Annotated in this window: 16 protein-coding genes and 1 pseudogene; 12 read left to right on the top strand and 5 right to left on the bottom strand. The window is 42.4% G+C overall.

Annotated features, from left to right (window positions below; translation table 11 throughout):
- The first annotated feature begins 26 nt into the window (after positions 1-26).
- On the top strand, positions 27-1,649 hold the full coding sequence (locus ACRRMM_RS04730) for a putative polysaccharide biosynthesis protein (protein ID WP_019743707.1): 1,623 nt from the start codon (positions 27-29) through the stop codon (positions 1,647-1,649).
- Between the two features lie 16 nt (positions 1,650-1,665).
- Entirely contained in the window at positions 1,666-2,382 is a 717-nt protein-coding gene (locus tag ACRRMM_RS04725; protein WP_017367874.1) for a pseudouridine synthase, read from the top strand.
- Positions 2,383-2,448: 66 nt separating this feature from the next.
- On the opposite strand, the gene ACRRMM_RS04720 is transcribed toward ACRRMM_RS04725, so the two are convergent.
- Positions 2,449-2,670 carry a DeoR family transcriptional regulator gene (locus tag ACRRMM_RS04720; RefSeq protein WP_008356419.1) on the bottom strand — a complete coding sequence of 74 codons (222 nt, stop codon included), beginning with the start codon at positions 2,668-2,670 and terminating at the stop codon, positions 2,449-2,451.
- 369 nt (positions 2,671-3,039) lie between these two features.
- Positions 3,040-4,338, bottom strand: coding sequence for an NCS2 family permease (locus ACRRMM_RS04715; RefSeq protein ID WP_017358329.1), 1,299 nt, complete (start codon positions 4,336-4,338; stop codon positions 3,040-3,042).
- Between the two features lie 94 nt (positions 4,339-4,432).
- Here ACRRMM_RS04715 and pepV point away from each other — a divergent pair, with 94 nt between their 5' ends.
- Complete coding sequence (gene pepV / locus ACRRMM_RS04710; protein ID WP_428828564.1) at positions 4,433-5,833, top strand: dipeptidase PepV; 1,401 nt, start codon at positions 4,433-4,435, stop codon at positions 5,831-5,833.
- Between the two features lie 27 nt (positions 5,834-5,860).
- Positions 5,861-6,478: a Type 1 glutamine amidotransferase-like domain-containing protein gene (locus tag ACRRMM_RS04705; protein WP_366964928.1), complete on the top strand. Its 618-nt coding sequence runs from the start codon at positions 5,861-5,863 to the stop codon at positions 6,476-6,478.
- Between the two features lie 52 nt (positions 6,479-6,530).
- On the opposite strand, the gene cysK is transcribed toward ACRRMM_RS04705, so the two are convergent.
- Positions 6,531-7,460: a cysteine synthase A gene (gene cysK, locus ACRRMM_RS04700; protein WP_374998388.1), complete on the bottom strand. Its 930-nt coding sequence runs from the start codon at positions 7,458-7,460 to the stop codon at positions 6,531-6,533.
- 93 nt (positions 7,461-7,553) lie between these two features.
- On the opposite strand from cysK, the gene thpR reads away from it, so the two are divergent.
- The 4 genes from thpR to ACRRMM_RS04680 all read left to right on the top strand — a co-directional run bounded on the left by thpR (position 7,554) and on the right by ACRRMM_RS04680 (position 11,129).
- The gene (gene thpR / locus ACRRMM_RS04695; protein WP_046526519.1) at positions 7,554-8,105 is read left to right on the top strand and encodes an RNA 2',3'-cyclic phosphodiesterase; all 552 of its coding nucleotides are present in this window, start codon (positions 7,554-7,556) and stop codon (positions 8,103-8,105) included.
- 25 nt (positions 8,106-8,130) lie between these two features.
- Positions 8,131-9,066, top strand: coding sequence for a hypothetical protein (locus ACRRMM_RS04690; protein WP_428828563.1), 936 nt, complete (start codon positions 8,131-8,133; stop codon positions 9,064-9,066).
- Between the two features lie 48 nt (positions 9,067-9,114).
- On the top strand, positions 9,115-10,044 hold the full coding sequence (locus ACRRMM_RS04685) for a YegS/Rv2252/BmrU family lipid kinase (RefSeq protein WP_046344241.1): 930 nt from the start codon (positions 9,115-9,117) through the stop codon (positions 10,042-10,044).
- Positions 10,045-10,328: 284 nt separating this feature from the next.
- Positions 10,329-11,129, top strand: a complete 801-nt coding sequence (locus tag ACRRMM_RS04680) for a phosphotransferase family protein (protein ID WP_170916852.1) — start codon at positions 10,329-10,331, stop codon at positions 11,127-11,129.
- Here the strand turns inward: ACRRMM_RS04680 and ACRRMM_RS04675 are convergent.
- Positions 11,126-11,401, bottom strand: coding sequence for a YtzH-like family protein (locus tag ACRRMM_RS04675; RefSeq protein ID WP_017358323.1), 276 nt, complete (start codon positions 11,399-11,401; stop codon positions 11,126-11,128). The genes ACRRMM_RS04680 and ACRRMM_RS04675 overlap by 4 nt on opposite strands.
- 188 nt (positions 11,402-11,589) lie before the next feature.
- On the opposite strand from ACRRMM_RS04675, the gene trmB reads away from it, so the two are divergent.
- From trmB to ACRRMM_RS04660, 3 genes are all read left to right on the top strand, one after another.
- Positions 11,590-12,231, top strand: coding sequence for a tRNA (guanosine(46)-N7)-methyltransferase TrmB (gene trmB / locus ACRRMM_RS04670; RefSeq protein ID WP_025207815.1), 642 nt, complete (start codon positions 11,590-11,592; stop codon positions 12,229-12,231).
- A gap of 115 nt (positions 12,232-12,346) precedes the next feature.
- On the top strand, positions 12,347-13,195 hold the full coding sequence (locus ACRRMM_RS04665) for a YtnP family quorum-quenching lactonase (protein WP_428828562.1): 849 nt from the start codon (positions 12,347-12,349) through the stop codon (positions 13,193-13,195).
- A 73-nt stretch (positions 13,196-13,268) separates the two neighbouring features.
- Positions 13,269-14,966 carry an NAD-dependent malic enzyme gene (locus tag ACRRMM_RS04660; RefSeq protein ID WP_056705489.1) on the top strand — a complete coding sequence of 566 codons (1,698 nt, stop codon included), beginning with the start codon at positions 13,269-13,271 and terminating at the stop codon, positions 14,964-14,966.
- A 40-nt stretch (positions 14,967-15,006) separates the two neighbouring features.
- On the opposite strand, the gene ACRRMM_RS04655 is transcribed toward ACRRMM_RS04660, so the two are convergent.
- Entirely contained in the window at positions 15,007-15,321 is a 315-nt protein-coding gene (locus ACRRMM_RS04655) for a PepSY domain-containing protein (RefSeq protein WP_003217759.1), read from the bottom strand.
- A 199-nt stretch (positions 15,322-15,520) separates the two neighbouring features.
- Between ACRRMM_RS04655 and ACRRMM_RS04650 the strand changes: the two are divergent.
- A pseudogene (locus ACRRMM_RS04650) lies at positions 15,521-15,683 on the top strand (peptidase M28); the annotation flags it as partial.

Raw genomic sequence — 15,683 nt, 5'->3', positions numbered from 1 at the left:
TCATTAGAAAAATGGTGGTTAAGCGCATGTCTAATAAACTGCTTCGTGGTACGTTGGTTTTAACGATAGGGACTTATCTCTCTCGTATTCTTGGTATGATTTACTTAATTCCATTTAGCGCAATGGTCGGAGCGACTGGTGGTGCGCTATTCCAATATGGATACAATCAGTATACGATCTTTTTAAGTATTGCTACGCTCGGTTTTCCAACAGCGGTATCGAAATTCGTCTCTAAATATAATGCAATCGGCGATTATGAGACAACAAGAAAAATGTTCAGGGCGGGTATGTCGGTCATGCTTGTCACCGGTATTATCGCCTTTTCTATTTTATATTTGACCGCACCGATCTTTGCCAAGATTCAGCTTGGAGGATCGAATGAAACGGGCGGTTTGACGGTTGATCAAGTGGTTTATGTGATTCGGATGGTCAGTTTGGGTCTATTGGTTGTACCCATTATGAGTCTTGTGCGAGGGTTTTTCCAAGGCCACTCGATGATGGGCCCGACAGCTGTTTCCCAAGTCATCGAACAACTTGTCAGAATCATCTTCCTATTAACAGCGACGTTTATCATTTTAAAAGTGCTTGACGGCGGTCTTGTTATTGCGGTTGGTTATGCCACATTTGCCGCACTTATTGGTGCGTTTGGCGGTCTATTTACGCTTTATTTATATTGGCTGAAGCGGAAAGATCGGCTTTTGGCAATGCAGCCGAATACAGGGGACTATTCTGGATTATCTTATAAGCAAATGTTTACAGAGCTGTTCAGTTATGCAGCACCCTATGTGTTTGTTGGACTTGCCATTCCGATTTATTCTTATATTGATACAAATACAATTAACAGAGCGATGATTGCATCAGGACATCAGGATATTAGTACAGCGGTTCTGTCTATTGTGACGTTATATTTACCGAAGCTTGTCATGATTCCTGTGTCACTTGCAACTGCATTTGGTTTAACATTGATTCCAACCATTACGGAATCCTTTACAGCACGTAATTACAAGCTGTTGAATCGGCAAATTGATCAAACGATGCAGGTCATTTTATTCTTCGTGTTGCCTGCTTCATTTGGTATTTCGGCATTGGCTGGACCAGTTTATTGGTTTTTCTATCCGTCTGTGCACCCTGAGATTGGGACTTCTATTTTGTTTTGGTATGCACCTGTTGCGTTACTGTTTTCTTTATTCACCATTAACGCAGCGATTTTACAAGGGATTAACAAACAAAAATTTGCGATCGTCAGTCTTTTGTTAGGGATCATCATTAAAACGGTTCTCAATATCCCACTGATTAGCTGGCTGCAAGGAAACGGTTCTGTGCTTGCAACGGCATTAGGCTACAGTGCCTCGATTTTGTATATGTTCATCATGATCAAGCGCCATGCAGGCTATTCGTTCCGCAGGATTTTCAAACGGTTTATTTTAATTGGTATTTTAACGGCAATCATGGCTGTAGTGGCTTATGTGACATGTCAGCTTGTGAGTCAAGTCATTTCATATGAAGGTGGAATCGTACAAGCTGGTATTGTTATTTTGATTTCAATGATTACTGGCGGCGGTGTGTATATGTTCTTATCTTATAAAGTTGGATTGTTAGAGCGTGTACTTGGCAGCCGGATGCCATCATTTTTAAGAAAAAAGAGTTAAGAAGAGGTGGAGAAGCATGAGGCTTGATAAATTGCTGGCCAATACCGGCTTTGGTTCAAGGAAAGATGTAAAGAAGCTGGTCAAGGCCCGGGCCGTCACAGTGAATGGAGAAGTGGCGAAGCAGGTGAAAGATCATGTCGATCCAACAAATGATGAAGTGCTCGTGCATGGAGAGCGTGTAGAGTATAAAGAATTCATTTATCTCATGATGAACAAGCCAGACGGTGTCATTTCAGCAACGGAGGATCTGCGAGATGAGACGGTTGTCGATCTACTAGAGCCAGAGGATATTGCAAGGGAGCCATTCCCTGTAGGGAGACTGGATAAGGATACAGTTGGTCTCCTCCTCCTTACAAATGACGGTCAGCTTGCTCATCAATTGTTATCTCCGAAAAAGCATGTCCCGAAAACGTATGAAGTTCATCTGAAATACCCGCTTGGAGATCAAGACATCACTCGTCTTGAAGAGGGAGTTGTGATTTTAGACGACTACCGAACGAAGCCGGCGAAGGTTGAAGTAGATGCCAACCAAGAGGCAGATACAAGAATCCGTTTAACGATTACAGAAGGGAAGTACCATCAAGTGAAGCTGATGGCACAAGCAGTGGGCAATGAAGTGATCTTTTTAAAACGGCTCTCGATGGGGGCTGTTTCATTAGACGAAGATTTGGCGCCCGGAGAATACCGTGAATTGACGGAGGAAGAGTTAGACAGCTTAATCAATCGTGATTAATATAGAGAAAATGAAAAGAACCGGCGACCGCCGGTTCTTTTTGTTATATGGAAGTTCATTATTCGCTTATGATGATATTTTTACTTTTTTTCTCGTTGTTTCCCATTTGCCTCTGCTTGGACTATGAACAAGATCGTTATAGGCAAGCACGTTTAAGTCTCTTTGGATGGTTCTAGGTGTGATCCCGAATTCATCAACCAGCTCTTGTGTCGTCACAAGACCTTTCTCTTGAATGAACATATAAACTGATTTTATTCGAGTCATCATACGGTTTGTTGAAGGTTTCAAAAAACCACTCCCTATCAATAAGATCGGATGGACTTGACTAACCACAACTTACTACACTAAAACTGCGACATAAGGACATGCAACAATGGTAAATGTTCGTGTTTCTTAATGTTTTATTCTATTATACACGTTATTATGCATCTAGTTCCACCAAAAAGTCAACTTTACGTGTTTTTAAACTTGTCTTCATGAATTGAAATATGTTATATATCATGAATTGAATCCGGTTACAACCCAATAAACACAAGGCGTATAAAGAAGTTTACCACTTAAGAAAGATCAAAAAATAAACACAGAAAATTTACAAAATAAAAAATCATTCATACAAAAAAGACACATTCAAATGAGAAATGTGTCTTTTTATTTTGGTTATCCTTCTAAGAAAAAGAGCTGCACGAAAAATAAGACGGCAAAAATGAGCACAAGAATATGCACTTCTTTCCATTTTCCTTTTGCCAGCTTCACAAGTGGATATGAAATAAATCCAAGTGAAATTCCTGTAGAGATACTAGATGTCAGCGGCATGGAAAGAATCACAAGAAAAGCAGGAAATGCTTCGTCAAGCTCATTCCAGCGAATACGTGACACTGAATTCATCATCAAACAGCCGACAATGATTAAGACAGGTGAAGTGATGGACGGCAAAGACGAAATGGCTTGAACGAGTGGACCAAAAAACAAGGCCACAATAAACAATGCAGCAACGGTTAAAGAGGTCAGCCCAGTTCTTCCGCCAGCAGCAACTCCTGATGAGGATTCAATGTAAGCTGTGGTTGGACTTGTTCCAAACATTGAGCCAATTGTCGTCGCAGCAGAGTCAGCGAGTAAGGCTCTGCGTACTTTTGGGAGCTGACCATTTTTCATTAAACCTGCTTGTTCCGCAACCCCGATCATTGTTCCTGTTGTATCAAAAATCGTTACAAGTAAAAAGGAGAAGACAACAGCATACAAGTGATGGGAAAATACATCGCCAAACGCAGCGAATGGATTTGTAATCAGCATTCCTTCAGGCAGTGCTGGGGTATCCACTAGCACTTTAGGAAAATGAAGCTGACCTGTTGCTAGTGCAATTAACGTGGTTGCTAACATGCCGATAAACAGCGCTCCATTCACTTGAAGAACCATTAATATGACAGAAATCATTAAACCAACGAGTGTCAAAATGACAACAGGTGAGCTTAAATTACCAAGTTTCACAAGATTTTGTGGATCAGCAGTGATGATCCCAGACTGTCTTAGCCCAATGAATGCAATAAATAGTCCGATACCTGCTGTAATTCCGTACTTTAAATTATCTGGAATCGCCTCAATGAGTTGTTTTCTAAGGGATGTTAACGATAAAATGATAAAGAGTATTCCAGCAACAAATACCGCACTAAATGCTGTTTGATAGCTGAGACCCCCACCACCGACAACAGTGACGGTGAAATAGACATTCAGCCCCATACCTGGTGCAATGGCAATCGGATAGTTTGCAAAGAGTGCCATCCAGAGGGTACCGACAACAGCAGCGATAATGGTTGCAGTAAAGACTTGGTCAAAAGGAATGCCTGCATCTGAAAGGATTCCTGGATTGACGGCTACAATATATACCATCGTAAAGAATGTCGTCATACCAGCGAGTAATTCTTTCTTTATATTGGTTTGGTTCTCTTTTAACTGAAACATAAAATCCTCCATTTACGAACATTATTACAAAACACTTAATATAATATTCGTTTTAAGGGTGGATTGCAACCTTTTTTCAAGGAGGAATGGAAAAATGAATTGGGAAGCAGAAGTCATACGAAAAAAAGACAATTTGATTCAGGATACACAATCTTTTTTACAAATTGAAAGTGTCTTAGATGAAGAAGGCGGCACAGCAGGAAAACCGTTCGGTGAAAAAGTGGATGAGGCTCTTCAGTATATGCTCAAAAAAGGGCAGGACGAGGGCTTCAAAGTGAAAAATGTTGATGGTTATGCTGGTCATATTGAATATGGAGAAGGCGAAGATATCGTCGGTGTGCTATGCCATGTGGATGTCGTGCCTGCGGGAGACGACTGGACAACCCCGCCATTTTCAGCGGACATAAGAGAAAATAAAATCTTTGCAAGAGGAGCCATTGATGATAAAGGGCCGACCATGGCGGCGTTTTACGCATTGAAAATGTTAAAAGATGCCGGTCTACCGCTGTCGAAAAAGATTCGAATCATCATTGGCACAGATGAAGAAAGCGATTGGAGATGCGTCGATCACTATTTCAAGCATGAGGCGATGCCGCAAATTGGCTTTGCACCAGATGCTGATTTTCCAATTATTCATGCTGAAAAAGGGATCATAGATGCCATCGTATCCTTTACATACGAACAATCAGAAGAAAACAAGCGTTACATCCTCAAGCAATTCACATCAGGCATGCGTCTCAATATGGTCCCAGATGAGGCTCGCGCAATTGTGGCAGCAGCAAACGATCACGATGCTGAAGCCTTAAAAACGGCTTTTGCAGCCTATCTTGCGGAAAATCAGTTAACCGGTGAGACAAACCATACAGCAGATGGACTTACATTCACATTAAAAGGTGTATCAGTTCATGCAATGGAGCCGGCGAATGGCACAAATGCGGGCATTCATATGGCGAATTTCTTATGTGCGCATGAATTAGATGAAAGAGGGCTCGCTTTTACATCACAAATTAATGCTTTATTTGATCAAGACACAAGAGGACAAAAACTCGGCATCGCTTGTAAGGATGATATTAGTGGTGACTTGACCTTGAATGTTGGCACAATCCGCTATTCGCAAAACGAAGAAGCGAAGCTTGGGCTGAATGTCCGCTATCCCGTAACTGCGGACGGTGAGGGAGTCAAAAAAGGGATTGAACGAATAAAAGGGGCAGCGATTGAGAAATTTGATGACAGTCCGCCTCATCACGTCTCAAAAGACCATCCACTTGTGAAAACATTACAGAAGGTATACGAAGAACAAACGGGAGATCCTGCTCACCTTATTGCAATTGGGGGAGGAACGTATGCAAGGTCATTAGAAGCAGGTGTTGCTTTTGGCCCTCTATTCCCTGGAAGACCTGATTGCGCACACCAAAAGGATGAATATATCGAAATCGATGATTTACTACGAGCAACTGCGCTATATGCACAAGCCATGTATGAATTGGCGAAATAAGAAAGAAAAGAGAAGAGGGGATTCACCGTGAAAAAAATGTTCTTATGCTCTTCATTCAAAGACAGCTATTCTCTCTTATCTGACTTTGCAGGTGACACCTTAAAAGGAAAAAGTGTGACATTCATTCCGGCAGCCAGTGAAGTGGAAGAAGTCACGCACTATGTCGATGCAGCAAAAGAAGCCTTTCATCAATTAGAAATGCGTGTAGAGACTGTTCAGCTGACCGAGCAAACGGTTCAGGAGATCACACAGATCATTGGAAAGAATGATGTCATGTATGTATCTGGCGGCAATACCTTTTATTTGCTACAAGAATTAAGAAAGCATGGGCTCGATCGTGTATTGAAAGAAGAGATCGGCAAAGGCAAGCTGTATATCGGAGAATCTGCGGGGAGTATTATCATGGCGCCAAGCATTGAATACATCTCACTGATGGATGATCTGGAGAAAGCGCTAGAATTATCTTCCTTTGAAGGATTCGATGAGATTAGCAGCTATCCGGTACCGCATATAAATAATCCTTATTTAGGTGAAGCCGCGCAGCATATCATAGAGAAAGATCAAAATACGCTCTCTTTATGTCCGCTCACTGATGAACAAGTTTTACTTGTGACAGGCGAACAGACTGAGGTCAAGACGGTCTGAGTTGTTCATATGACGATGAAAAAGGAACAGGAGCATACGCCCTGTTCCTTTTTTAATCTTGAAACACATCACTTGATAAATAACGTTCACCCGTGTCTGCTGTCATACAAATGACAATGTGATCCTTTGGCATTTGCTTGGCTGCTTCAATGGCTGCATAGCATGCCGCGCCAGATGATGGACCGACTAAAATACCTTCAAGACGGGCGAGCTTTCGTGTGATGTCGTAAGCATCTTCATCACTCACTTGCACAATCTCATCATACACCTGTTCGTTTAAAATATGTGGGATAAATCCTGGACTTGTGCCAACAAGCTTATGTTTGCCAGGTTTCCCGCCTGATAAAACAGGAGACCCCTTTGGCTCTGCCACATGTATCGTCAATTCCGGGAATGCTTTTTTGAGTTCCTCTCCAGTGCCTGTAATGGTTCCGCCCGTTCCAGCAGTTGCGACAAAAGCGGCAAGCGGCTGCCCAATCTGTTGCACTGCATCCATAATTTCTACAGCCGTTGTCCCTCTATGAGCATCAGGGTTCGCACCATTGTCAAATTGCATGGGAATAAAGCTATTAGGAATTTGAGCAGCTAATTCTTCTGCCTTGCGAATACAGCCTGGCATTTTTTCCTCTCCTGGGGTTAAGACGACCTGTGCGCCGTATGCCTTTAAAATATTGATTCTTTCTTGGGTCATTGTATCAGGCATGATCAGAATGGCTTTGTAGCCTCTTGCTGCAGCGTTCATCGCTAAGCCAATTCCTGTATTCCCGCTTGTTGGTTCAATAATCGTTGCCCCTTTTGTGAGTTTTCCTTGTTTTTCTGCCTCAAGGATCATATTGTAAGCAGCCCGATCTTTTACACTTCCGCTAGGATTAAATGATTCCAATTTTAAATAAATAGCAGCGCCATGTTCTGGCTGAAGGCGCTGTAATTTTACAAGTGGTGTATGACCTATTAATTCAGCTATATTTTGTGCAACCTTCATCATGTGACACCCTTTCTTCTCATTCCGCATTACTTTAGTTATACTATCATCAATGGGGATTCGTAAAGTTTGTTAAAAAGGACAGGTGAAGATATGACTGAAAGCCGTCATTATTTTATCGGGATTCCAATCCCTGAACAACTCGCGTATCAAATGAAAGCGGATATAGACAAGAGGAGCGGACTTTCCTTTCAAAAATGGACAGCACCCATTGATTATCATGTCACCCTTGTGTTTTTAGGCGCGATTCCAGAAGACCGTTTAAATAAGATATCTGAGCTACTTGCACAGCTGTCTCATGAGGTGTCTGCTTTCCCGCTGAAGCTGAAGGAGATAGGGGTATTTGGTCAAAAGGAGCGCCCGAGAGTCTTTTTTGCAAAGCCTAGTGAAAGTAAGCCTTTGATGGATTTAAGAGAAAAGGTGAAAGCAGCCGTTTTGACAGCAGGTCATCCTGTCGAAAAGAGACCCTTTCATCCACATATGACGATTGCGCGCAAATGGAATAGAGAACAGTCCTATATAGAACAAGCGCCCTTACGGAAAGAACCATATTCGATGGAGGTTTCTAGTATCGCTTTATTTGAAATTCGTCTAAAAGAAACCCCACGTTATCACGCGATCAAACAATTTACACTACATAAATGATTCTAGAGGTTGGAGTGAGCAGCAGATGGCGCAAATTATTAAAATCCAAGATTATATATCACGATATGAACAAGACCCGCATCATTACATCAATCAATTTATTCGGTTGAAAAAACAAAGGTGGGACGAGTTAAAAAAGGCTTCAAAAGAGCAGGTGCAAAAGCAGGCTGACCAAGCCATCGAGCAAGCACCTGAACAAGAGGAAGAAAAGAGAAAGAAATTCTCCTTAAAAAGAAAGCAAAAAGAAGCCGATATGAAAAAGGAACGGGACCTGAGTCTTTTTAACGAGCCAACAGATATAGAACAAGGTGTTTTTACAAACGTTCCTACCGATGAAACGAAGCTGATTCACTTTTTTAAAGATCATCTTTACGATGTTCAGTTAAAATGGGCCAGCTCGACGATTTCTCATATTTCAACTGTCTCTCACCACATTCGATATGATGAAAAGCTGCGGATGCTTGCAAGGCAGCTGCCAGATTCTTATTATGTGATGTACAAGCCGGTGCTGCTCATTCAAAAAGCTGAGATGGAATTGTGTCCAGTGCTCATTACGCCGCTTGAAGTCATCTGTTTATCTTTCTTAGAAGCAGAGCCAGACAGCGTATATATTGGATCGAAGGAACGTTTTTGGGAAAAACGGGCGACGGGAAAAGCTGTTCAATCCGTCTTGAACCCTTGCGCAAGTCTTCTGCGCTCTGGAACTGTTGTGTCAAAAATTTTACAGCAAAGTGGTGTAGAGCTTCCTGTGAAAAAAATCCTCATCAGCCGCACCTCGTATATTGATTTGCCCGAAGTTCCATTCGGGATGGAGGTTGTCGATAAGAAGAAAGCGGAGGATTGGTTTGAAAAGCAGCGGAAAAACACCGCGCCGACAAAGCACCAGCAATTCAAAGCGACAAAGGCATTGCTCGCTTATGGTGAATCAGACAGCAAAAGAAGGCAGGAATGGCTCGATTAAAGGCATATCAAGGTCACCAAAAAAATGAGACCTGAGTGGAGCTAATATATGAATGAATGGTACTTTATCGTCAATCCAGCAGCAGGACAAGGAAAAGGACTCCGCACTTGGAGAAGCATAGAGAAAGAATTACAAAAGGTAGAGATCTCCTACAGATCGTTTCTTACCCAGCATGAAGGACATGCCGAAGTTTTGGCGAGACAGATTAGCGCTATGCAAGACGACAGATTGAAACGGCTGATCGTCATTGGCGGTGACGGCACATTTCATGAAGTGCTAAATGGTTTAAAAGAAATCGATCATGTGCAGCTAAGCTTTGTCCCAGCAGGTCATTGGAATGATGCAGCGAAGGGGCTGGGCATCCAGCGTCATGATGTGATCAAAGAAGTGAAAAAACAAAAGAGGATGTTGACGAAAACATTTTCTCTCGGCTCCTTTCAAGATCATGCAGAAAGTCCGCAATCTGTTCTTTTTCTCAATCATATTGGTGTAGGGTTTGATGCACATGTCTTGAAGAGAACGGTCCATTTTAGAGGGAAAAAGTGGCTCAATCGACTCAAACTCGGGTTTATCATCTACCCGCTGTCTTTTCTACATTCTTTATGGTCATTCAAACCGTTTGACCTTGCTCTTTTTATTGAAAATGAGAGAAAAGTTTTTCGCCAAGTGTGGTTTGTGATCGTATGTAATCACCCATATTATGGAGGCGGGCTGGAAGCAGCGCCGGAAGCAAGTGCGAGGCAATCAGGATTTCAAACAATCGTTGTCACTGATTTGAATCCATTGAAAGTCCTCTTATTTTTAAGTGCAATGGTTTTTAAAAAGCACCTTGTAATGGAGGGAGTCACCCTTTTTCAGCATGAAGAAGCCTACTTGGAGGCAGATGAAAAAATCCTATTTCATGCCGATGGAGAAGTGATTGGCGCCACTCCAGTGTTTGTTAAGGCTAGTGAGCGATCGTTAAAATTACGTGGCTAAGAAGCAGCCAGTGTGCGCACGAGCAAAAGAAACATGAAAAAAGACTTCCCTTTTCATAAGGTTCTTGTCCTGTTTTTCTAGTTTTGCTTGACGAGTATAAGAAGGTAGCGATAAAATCTATAGGACGGCTATTGTTTAGCATCTCATTCTCAATAGCTGTCCTTTTTGTTTTTATGATCATATAAATAAAAAATAAACAGCCAATTGATCTCAATCGGCTGAATTTTGTCGACTAAAAAAGCATGATTTAAAATATTTTAAGAAATGATGGGTTGAAAATTGATATGAACTGGTTGGGACAAATATTAGGTAGCGAATGGCACATCTCTCCTGCTGGAGGCGCTACGGGAGATGCGTACTTCGCAACACACAATGACCAAAAGCTATTTTTAAAACGCAATACGTCACCGTTTCTTGCGGTTTTGTCAGCTGAAGGCATTGTGCCGAAGCTTGTCTGGACAAAACGGATGGAAAATGGGGATGTCATCACTGCACAGCACTGGCTGAGCGGGAGAGAGCTGAAGCCAAAGGACATGAATGACCGTCCTGTAGCAGAGCAGCTAAGAAAAATTCATACATCAAAAGAGCTGCTCGATATGCTGAAACGATTAGAAAAGCACTCGCTTGACCCGGCATCGATCTTGATGCATCTCAAGGCATCGATCTTAAAAGAGCAGATTGACTCACATGATATCACGCGTGCCATCCAGTATTTAGAGAAACATGTGGAGGCAGTTCATTACGAGGATAAGGTCGTATGCCATTGTGACCTCAACCATAATAATTGGCTGCTGACAGATGAAAACCAGCTCTATTTAATTGATTGGGACGGGGCAATGATTGCGGATCCAGCGATTGATCTTGGACCGCTCTTATACCATTATGTTGAAGAAGAGAACTGGGAAAGCTGGCTCTCTATGTATGGTGCTCCGCTGACCGACAACTTGCGAAAACGCATGGCATGGTATGTGCTGGCTGAAACCGTCTCGTTTGTCGTTTGGCATAAAAGAAAAGGAAATGAAAAGGCGCAAAAAGAAGTGCAAGCCGAGCTACATGCACTCTTAAAACGGTTAAACATCCATTAAGACAATGGAATGTTCTCGACCCAGTTAGATAGATGAGATTGATGCGCTTCGATATGTGCATCAATTGAACTGACAGAAGTGCCTTTTTGGCTGTAATCATAAATATCGGTTAGTAGCTGACGAACGTCAGCATCCAAATCTTCTTTTGCCAGCATTAATTGAATCACGCGTCCCACCTGTTCATATTCTGCAACAGTCCCGCAGCAATCCAGCTGGTGATCAGTTAAAATATCTTTGATTAATTGAAGCTGATGTTGGCGGTTTAATCCCATACGTATGCTCCTTTCAAGCGTGTCATTTATGTGGTTAAACTGTGCATTCAGCTTTGATTTTATACATGAAGCAGACCAGCCCAATTAGCAGCTGGTCTTTTTCATATGTGCGGATAAGATGCTGTCTTGCGGCTCTTTATGTTTCATGGTATCTTGATAAAATGTAAAGAAAATAGAGGTGTATCAAATTGAGAATGCGACATAAACCGTGGGCGGATGATTATTTAGCTGAAAATGCTCATATTGCTTTAGCCAACCCTGAACAATACAAAGGGAAATGGCATGAGCTGTTTGGAAATGATCATCCTATCCATATCGAAGTCGGTACAGGAAAAGGGAGCTTTATTGCCGGAATGGGCAAGCTTCATCCTGAGATAAACTATATCGGCATTGAATTATTTAAAAGTGTCATTGTGACGGCAGTCGATAAAATCAAAGAAACAGATGTAGAAAACGTAAAGCTTCTAAACATCAACGCAGAGACACTAACAGATGTCTTTGCGGAAAATGAGATTGATCGGGTGTATTTGAACTTCTCTGATCCGTGGCCAAAATCAAGGCATGAAAAACGTAGGTTGACGTTTAAAGCCTTTTTAAAGCGATATGAACAGATCCTACGTCCAGGCGGTGAATTACATTTCAAAACCGATAACCGCGGACTATTTGAATATTCCTTGAAAAGCTTTTCGTCTTACGGACTCCTTTTAACGTATGTGAGCCTTGATTTACATGAGGATGGTCTCGAAGGAAATGTCATGACAGAATATGAAGAGAAATTCTCTTCCATGGGACAACCGATCTATCGATCAGAAGTAAAATTCCCTGAATAACAAGCGAACAAAGCTGGCTGCAACGAACGATTGCAGTCAGCTTTTTTGATGAAAAGATTAGTACATGCGATTTTTCTTTGTATTTGCTACGATAGAAAAAGGAGGGATGACAGCAATGGAGACAATGAAAATAGGCGAAATGGAACTGTTCTGGTTAAATGGGGGAGATACACACATGGATGGCGGTGCCATGTTTGGCGTGGTGCCAAAGCCATTATGGTCAAAAAAATACCCTGTGAATGATCGAAATCAAATTGAATTACGGTGTGATCCAATGCTCATACGGTGGAACGGTCTTCATCTGTTAGTAGATTCCGGCATCGGGTCAGGGAAGCTGACAGAGAAACAAAAACGCAATTATGGCGTCACAGAGGAAACGAAAATAGAAGAATCACTTGCGGCTCTCGGTTTGCGCCCATCTGATATAGATTACGTCTTAATGACTCATTTGCATTTTGATCATGCAAGCGGGCTGACAAAACGTGAAGGCGATGAGCTCGTGTCTGTTTTTCAACAGGCAAAAATCATCACGTCCAAAATTGAATGGGACGAAATGAGAGCACCGAACATCCGCTCAAGAAATACATATTGGAAAGAAAACTGGGAGCCTGTTGCCGATCAAGTCATGACATTTGAAGATAGCATTGAAGTAACAGAAGGCATTCGCCTGCATCATACAGGTGGACATAGCGATGGGCATAGCATCTTAACGCTCACAAGTCAGGGAGAAACGGCTATTCATTTAGCGGATATCATGCCGACACACGCTCATAAAAACCCGCTATGGGTCTTGGCATACGATGATTATCCAATGACCTCGATCCAAGCGAAGCAAAAATGGCAGGCATTTGCCGAAGAAAACAATGCATGGTACTTGTTTTATCATGATGCCATCTACCGTGCTGTAAAGTGGGATGAAGACGGGGCAATGACCCATGAGGTCAAAAGAGAAACCGGAAGATAAAAGATCATCTGTATGTTTTTTCGCCTTTCACACAAAATAACGACAAAATGAACTTGTGAAAGGAAGAGTGCAGGTGAATCAATTTTATCGTGTACATGGTGATGTCATCGAGACACCGTTAAGAGGGATCGAAGTCATGTCTGTCCCTTATTTAAACAAAGGAGTCGCATTTACAAAGGAAGAGCGGGAAGAGCTTGGGTTAAAAGGATTTCTGCCGCCGAAGGTGTTAACCCTAGAAGATCAAGCAAAGCGTGCATATGAACAGTTCAAAGCACAGCCAGACGCACTTGGGAAAAATGTCTATTTAACTGCGCTTCATGACAGAAATGAAGTGCTCTTTTATAAATTATTAAATGAGCATTTGGCAGAAATGCTGCCGATTGTTTACACACCGACCGTAGGAACAGCGATTCAGCGCTACAGCCACGAGTATAGAAAGCCAAGAGGAATTTATTTATCCATTGATGACCTAGAAGGAATGGAAGAAATTTTTGCATCTTACGGAGTGGATGAATCAATTGATCTCATTGTCGCAACAGATGCAGAAGGAATTTTAGGCATCGGTGACTGGGGTGTTGGCGGAATCGCCATTTCAGTCGGGAAGCTGGCTGTTTATACAGCCGCAGCAGGTATTGATCCTAGCCGTGTGCTGGCAGTGGTGCTTGATGCTGGGACCAACCAGGAAAGCCTTTTAAATGATCCGCTTTATGTGGGAAATCAGCACTCCCGCGTTCGAGGAGAGCGCTATGATCAGTTTATTGATCAATATGTTGAGCTTGCCCGTGCGACTTTTCCAAATGCACTTCTTCACTGGGAAGACTTCGGTACAAAAAATGCGCGCGCCATTTTGGAAAAATATAAGGACCGTATTTGTACATTTAATGATGATATTCAAGGAACTGGAGCCGTCTCACTTGCTGCCGTTCTGGCTTGTGCAAAAGCATCGAAGGTTCCGCTGAAAGATCACCGTATCGTGATCTTTGGAGCAGGTACAGCAGGGATTGGTATAGCCGAGCAAATTCGTGATGCCATCGTGCGAGATGGTGTCAAAGAAGAGGAATCATATGATCATTTCTGGTGTATTGATAAAACGGGATTGCTCACAGATGATTCACCCGACATTCAGCCATTCCAAAAGCCGTATGCAAGACGTTCTGATGAAGTGAAGGATTATGCACGTAATGGTCCAAAGCATTCCATTGATTTGTTAGAGGTCGTGAAGCAGGCGAAACCTACGATCTTAATTGGTACCTCAACTGTAGGTGGGGCATTTACAGAGGAAATAGTGAAAGAAATGGCGTCACATGTAGAGCGGCCAGCGATTTTACCGATGTCTAACCCGACACCTCTTTCAGAGGCAAAGCCGGAAGATCTCATTGAATGGACAGAAGGACGTGCGCTTGTCACAACGGGAAGCCCGTTTGATCCGGTTGAATATGGTGGTGTGACATATGAAATTGGGCAGGCAAATAATGCCCTTGTGTTTCCAGGGCTTGGTCTTGGAACGATTGTGTGTAAAGCCCGCCTCATGACAGACAGCATGTTTGTTGCGAGTGCTGAAGCGATTGCGAGCATGGTCAATGTCGGAAAACCGGGTGCTGCGATGCTCCCAAGTGTTGATCAGCTCAGAACAGTTTCAGCGACAGTGGCTGTCCGTGTGGCACAAGCAGCGATTGACGAAGGAATTGCGGAAGAAACCCCTCATGATCTCATTCAGGCTGTGCAAGACGCCATGTGGCACCCTGTATACAAAAAAATCAAAGCCATCTAAAAAAAGCTTCGCAAGGACTTGTCTTTGCGAAGCTTTCTTATTAAGCAACAGAATCAATGACATCAACGATCATGCCTGTTTTTGCATCAATCATGACTTCATACTGTTCCAGCTCGCCAAAGGCGGAGCGTGTAATGCCAGATTTGTACACATCAATCGTTTCACCATTTACGGTATACGGTTCTGGTACAGTATAAATCCAAGAGCCATCAATCGGGCCGCGCTGTTTAAAAGCGGATTTCACAATTTTTAACGCTTTTTCAGACGAGATATACGTCGGGAAAAAGACTTTCTTTGCAACAATTGCAGCGGCTACGCCAATACTCGCACCAATCAGAACATGTTTTAACTTCAACGTGCTGCACCTCCGTATTGCTGTTTTTTCCATTATACAAAACTTGTCCAGCGATGTTAAGAAATCCGAATACTTGAAAGCATATTCAAAATTTCTGGAGAGATACTTGGAAAACCGAAAGAATTCTTATAGTATAAAGTGAGTGTTATTTTTATAGGAATTTATATGGTCATTACATAGAAATGAGGGTAACTGTCAAATGAACGAAGAAACAATGTCGCTTTTCCGAAATTTAACAGAATTACAAGGGACTCCAGGTAATGAGCACCATGTGCGTGCTTTTATGAAAAAGGAACTTGAGAAATATTCCGATGAACTCATACAGGATCGTCTTGGCGGAGTGTTTGGTGTCCGCAAAGGCC

The organism is Bacillus sp. XT-4 (assembly GCF_050864245.1).
In the GTDB taxonomy this organism is placed as follows: domain Bacteria; phylum Bacillota; class Bacilli; order Bacillales; family Bacillaceae; genus Bacillus; species Bacillus altitudinis.
This window is presented reverse-complemented; position numbering and strand designations above follow the sequence as displayed.

Coding starts and splice junctions, on each gene's coding strand:
- cysK (WP_374998388.1), bottom strand. CDS start 7,460: ATGAAGGTTGCACAAAATATAGCTGAATTAATAGGTCATACACCACTT.
- ACRRMM_RS04680 (WP_170916852.1), top strand. CDS start 10,329: ATGAACTGGTTGGGACAAATATTAGGTAGCGAATGGCACATCTCTCCT.
- ACRRMM_RS04685 (WP_046344241.1), top strand. CDS start 9,115: ATGAATGAATGGTACTTTATCGTCAATCCAGCAGCAGGACAAGGAAAA.
- ACRRMM_RS04715 (WP_017358329.1), bottom strand. CDS start 4,338: ATGTTTCAGTTAAAAGAGAACCAAACCAATATAAAGAAAGAATTACTC.
- ACRRMM_RS04690 (WP_428828563.1), top strand. CDS start 8,131: ATGGCGCAAATTATTAAAATCCAAGATTATATATCACGATATGAACAA.
- pepV (WP_428828564.1), top strand. CDS start 4,433: ATGAATTGGGAAGCAGAAGTCATACGAAAAAAAGACAATTTGATTCAG.
- ACRRMM_RS04725 (WP_017367874.1), top strand. CDS start 1,666: ATGAGGCTTGATAAATTGCTGGCCAATACCGGCTTTGGTTCAAGGAAA.
- ACRRMM_RS04730 (WP_019743707.1), top strand. CDS start 27: ATGTCTAATAAACTGCTTCGTGGTACGTTGGTTTTAACGATAGGGACT.
- ACRRMM_RS04675 (WP_017358323.1), bottom strand. CDS start 11,401: ATGGGATTAAACCGCCAACATCAGCTTCAATTAATCAAAGATATTTTA.
- thpR (WP_046526519.1), top strand. CDS start 7,554: ATGACTGAAAGCCGTCATTATTTTATCGGGATTCCAATCCCTGAACAA.
- ACRRMM_RS04665 (WP_428828562.1), top strand. CDS start 12,347: ATGGAGACAATGAAAATAGGCGAAATGGAACTGTTCTGGTTAAATGGG.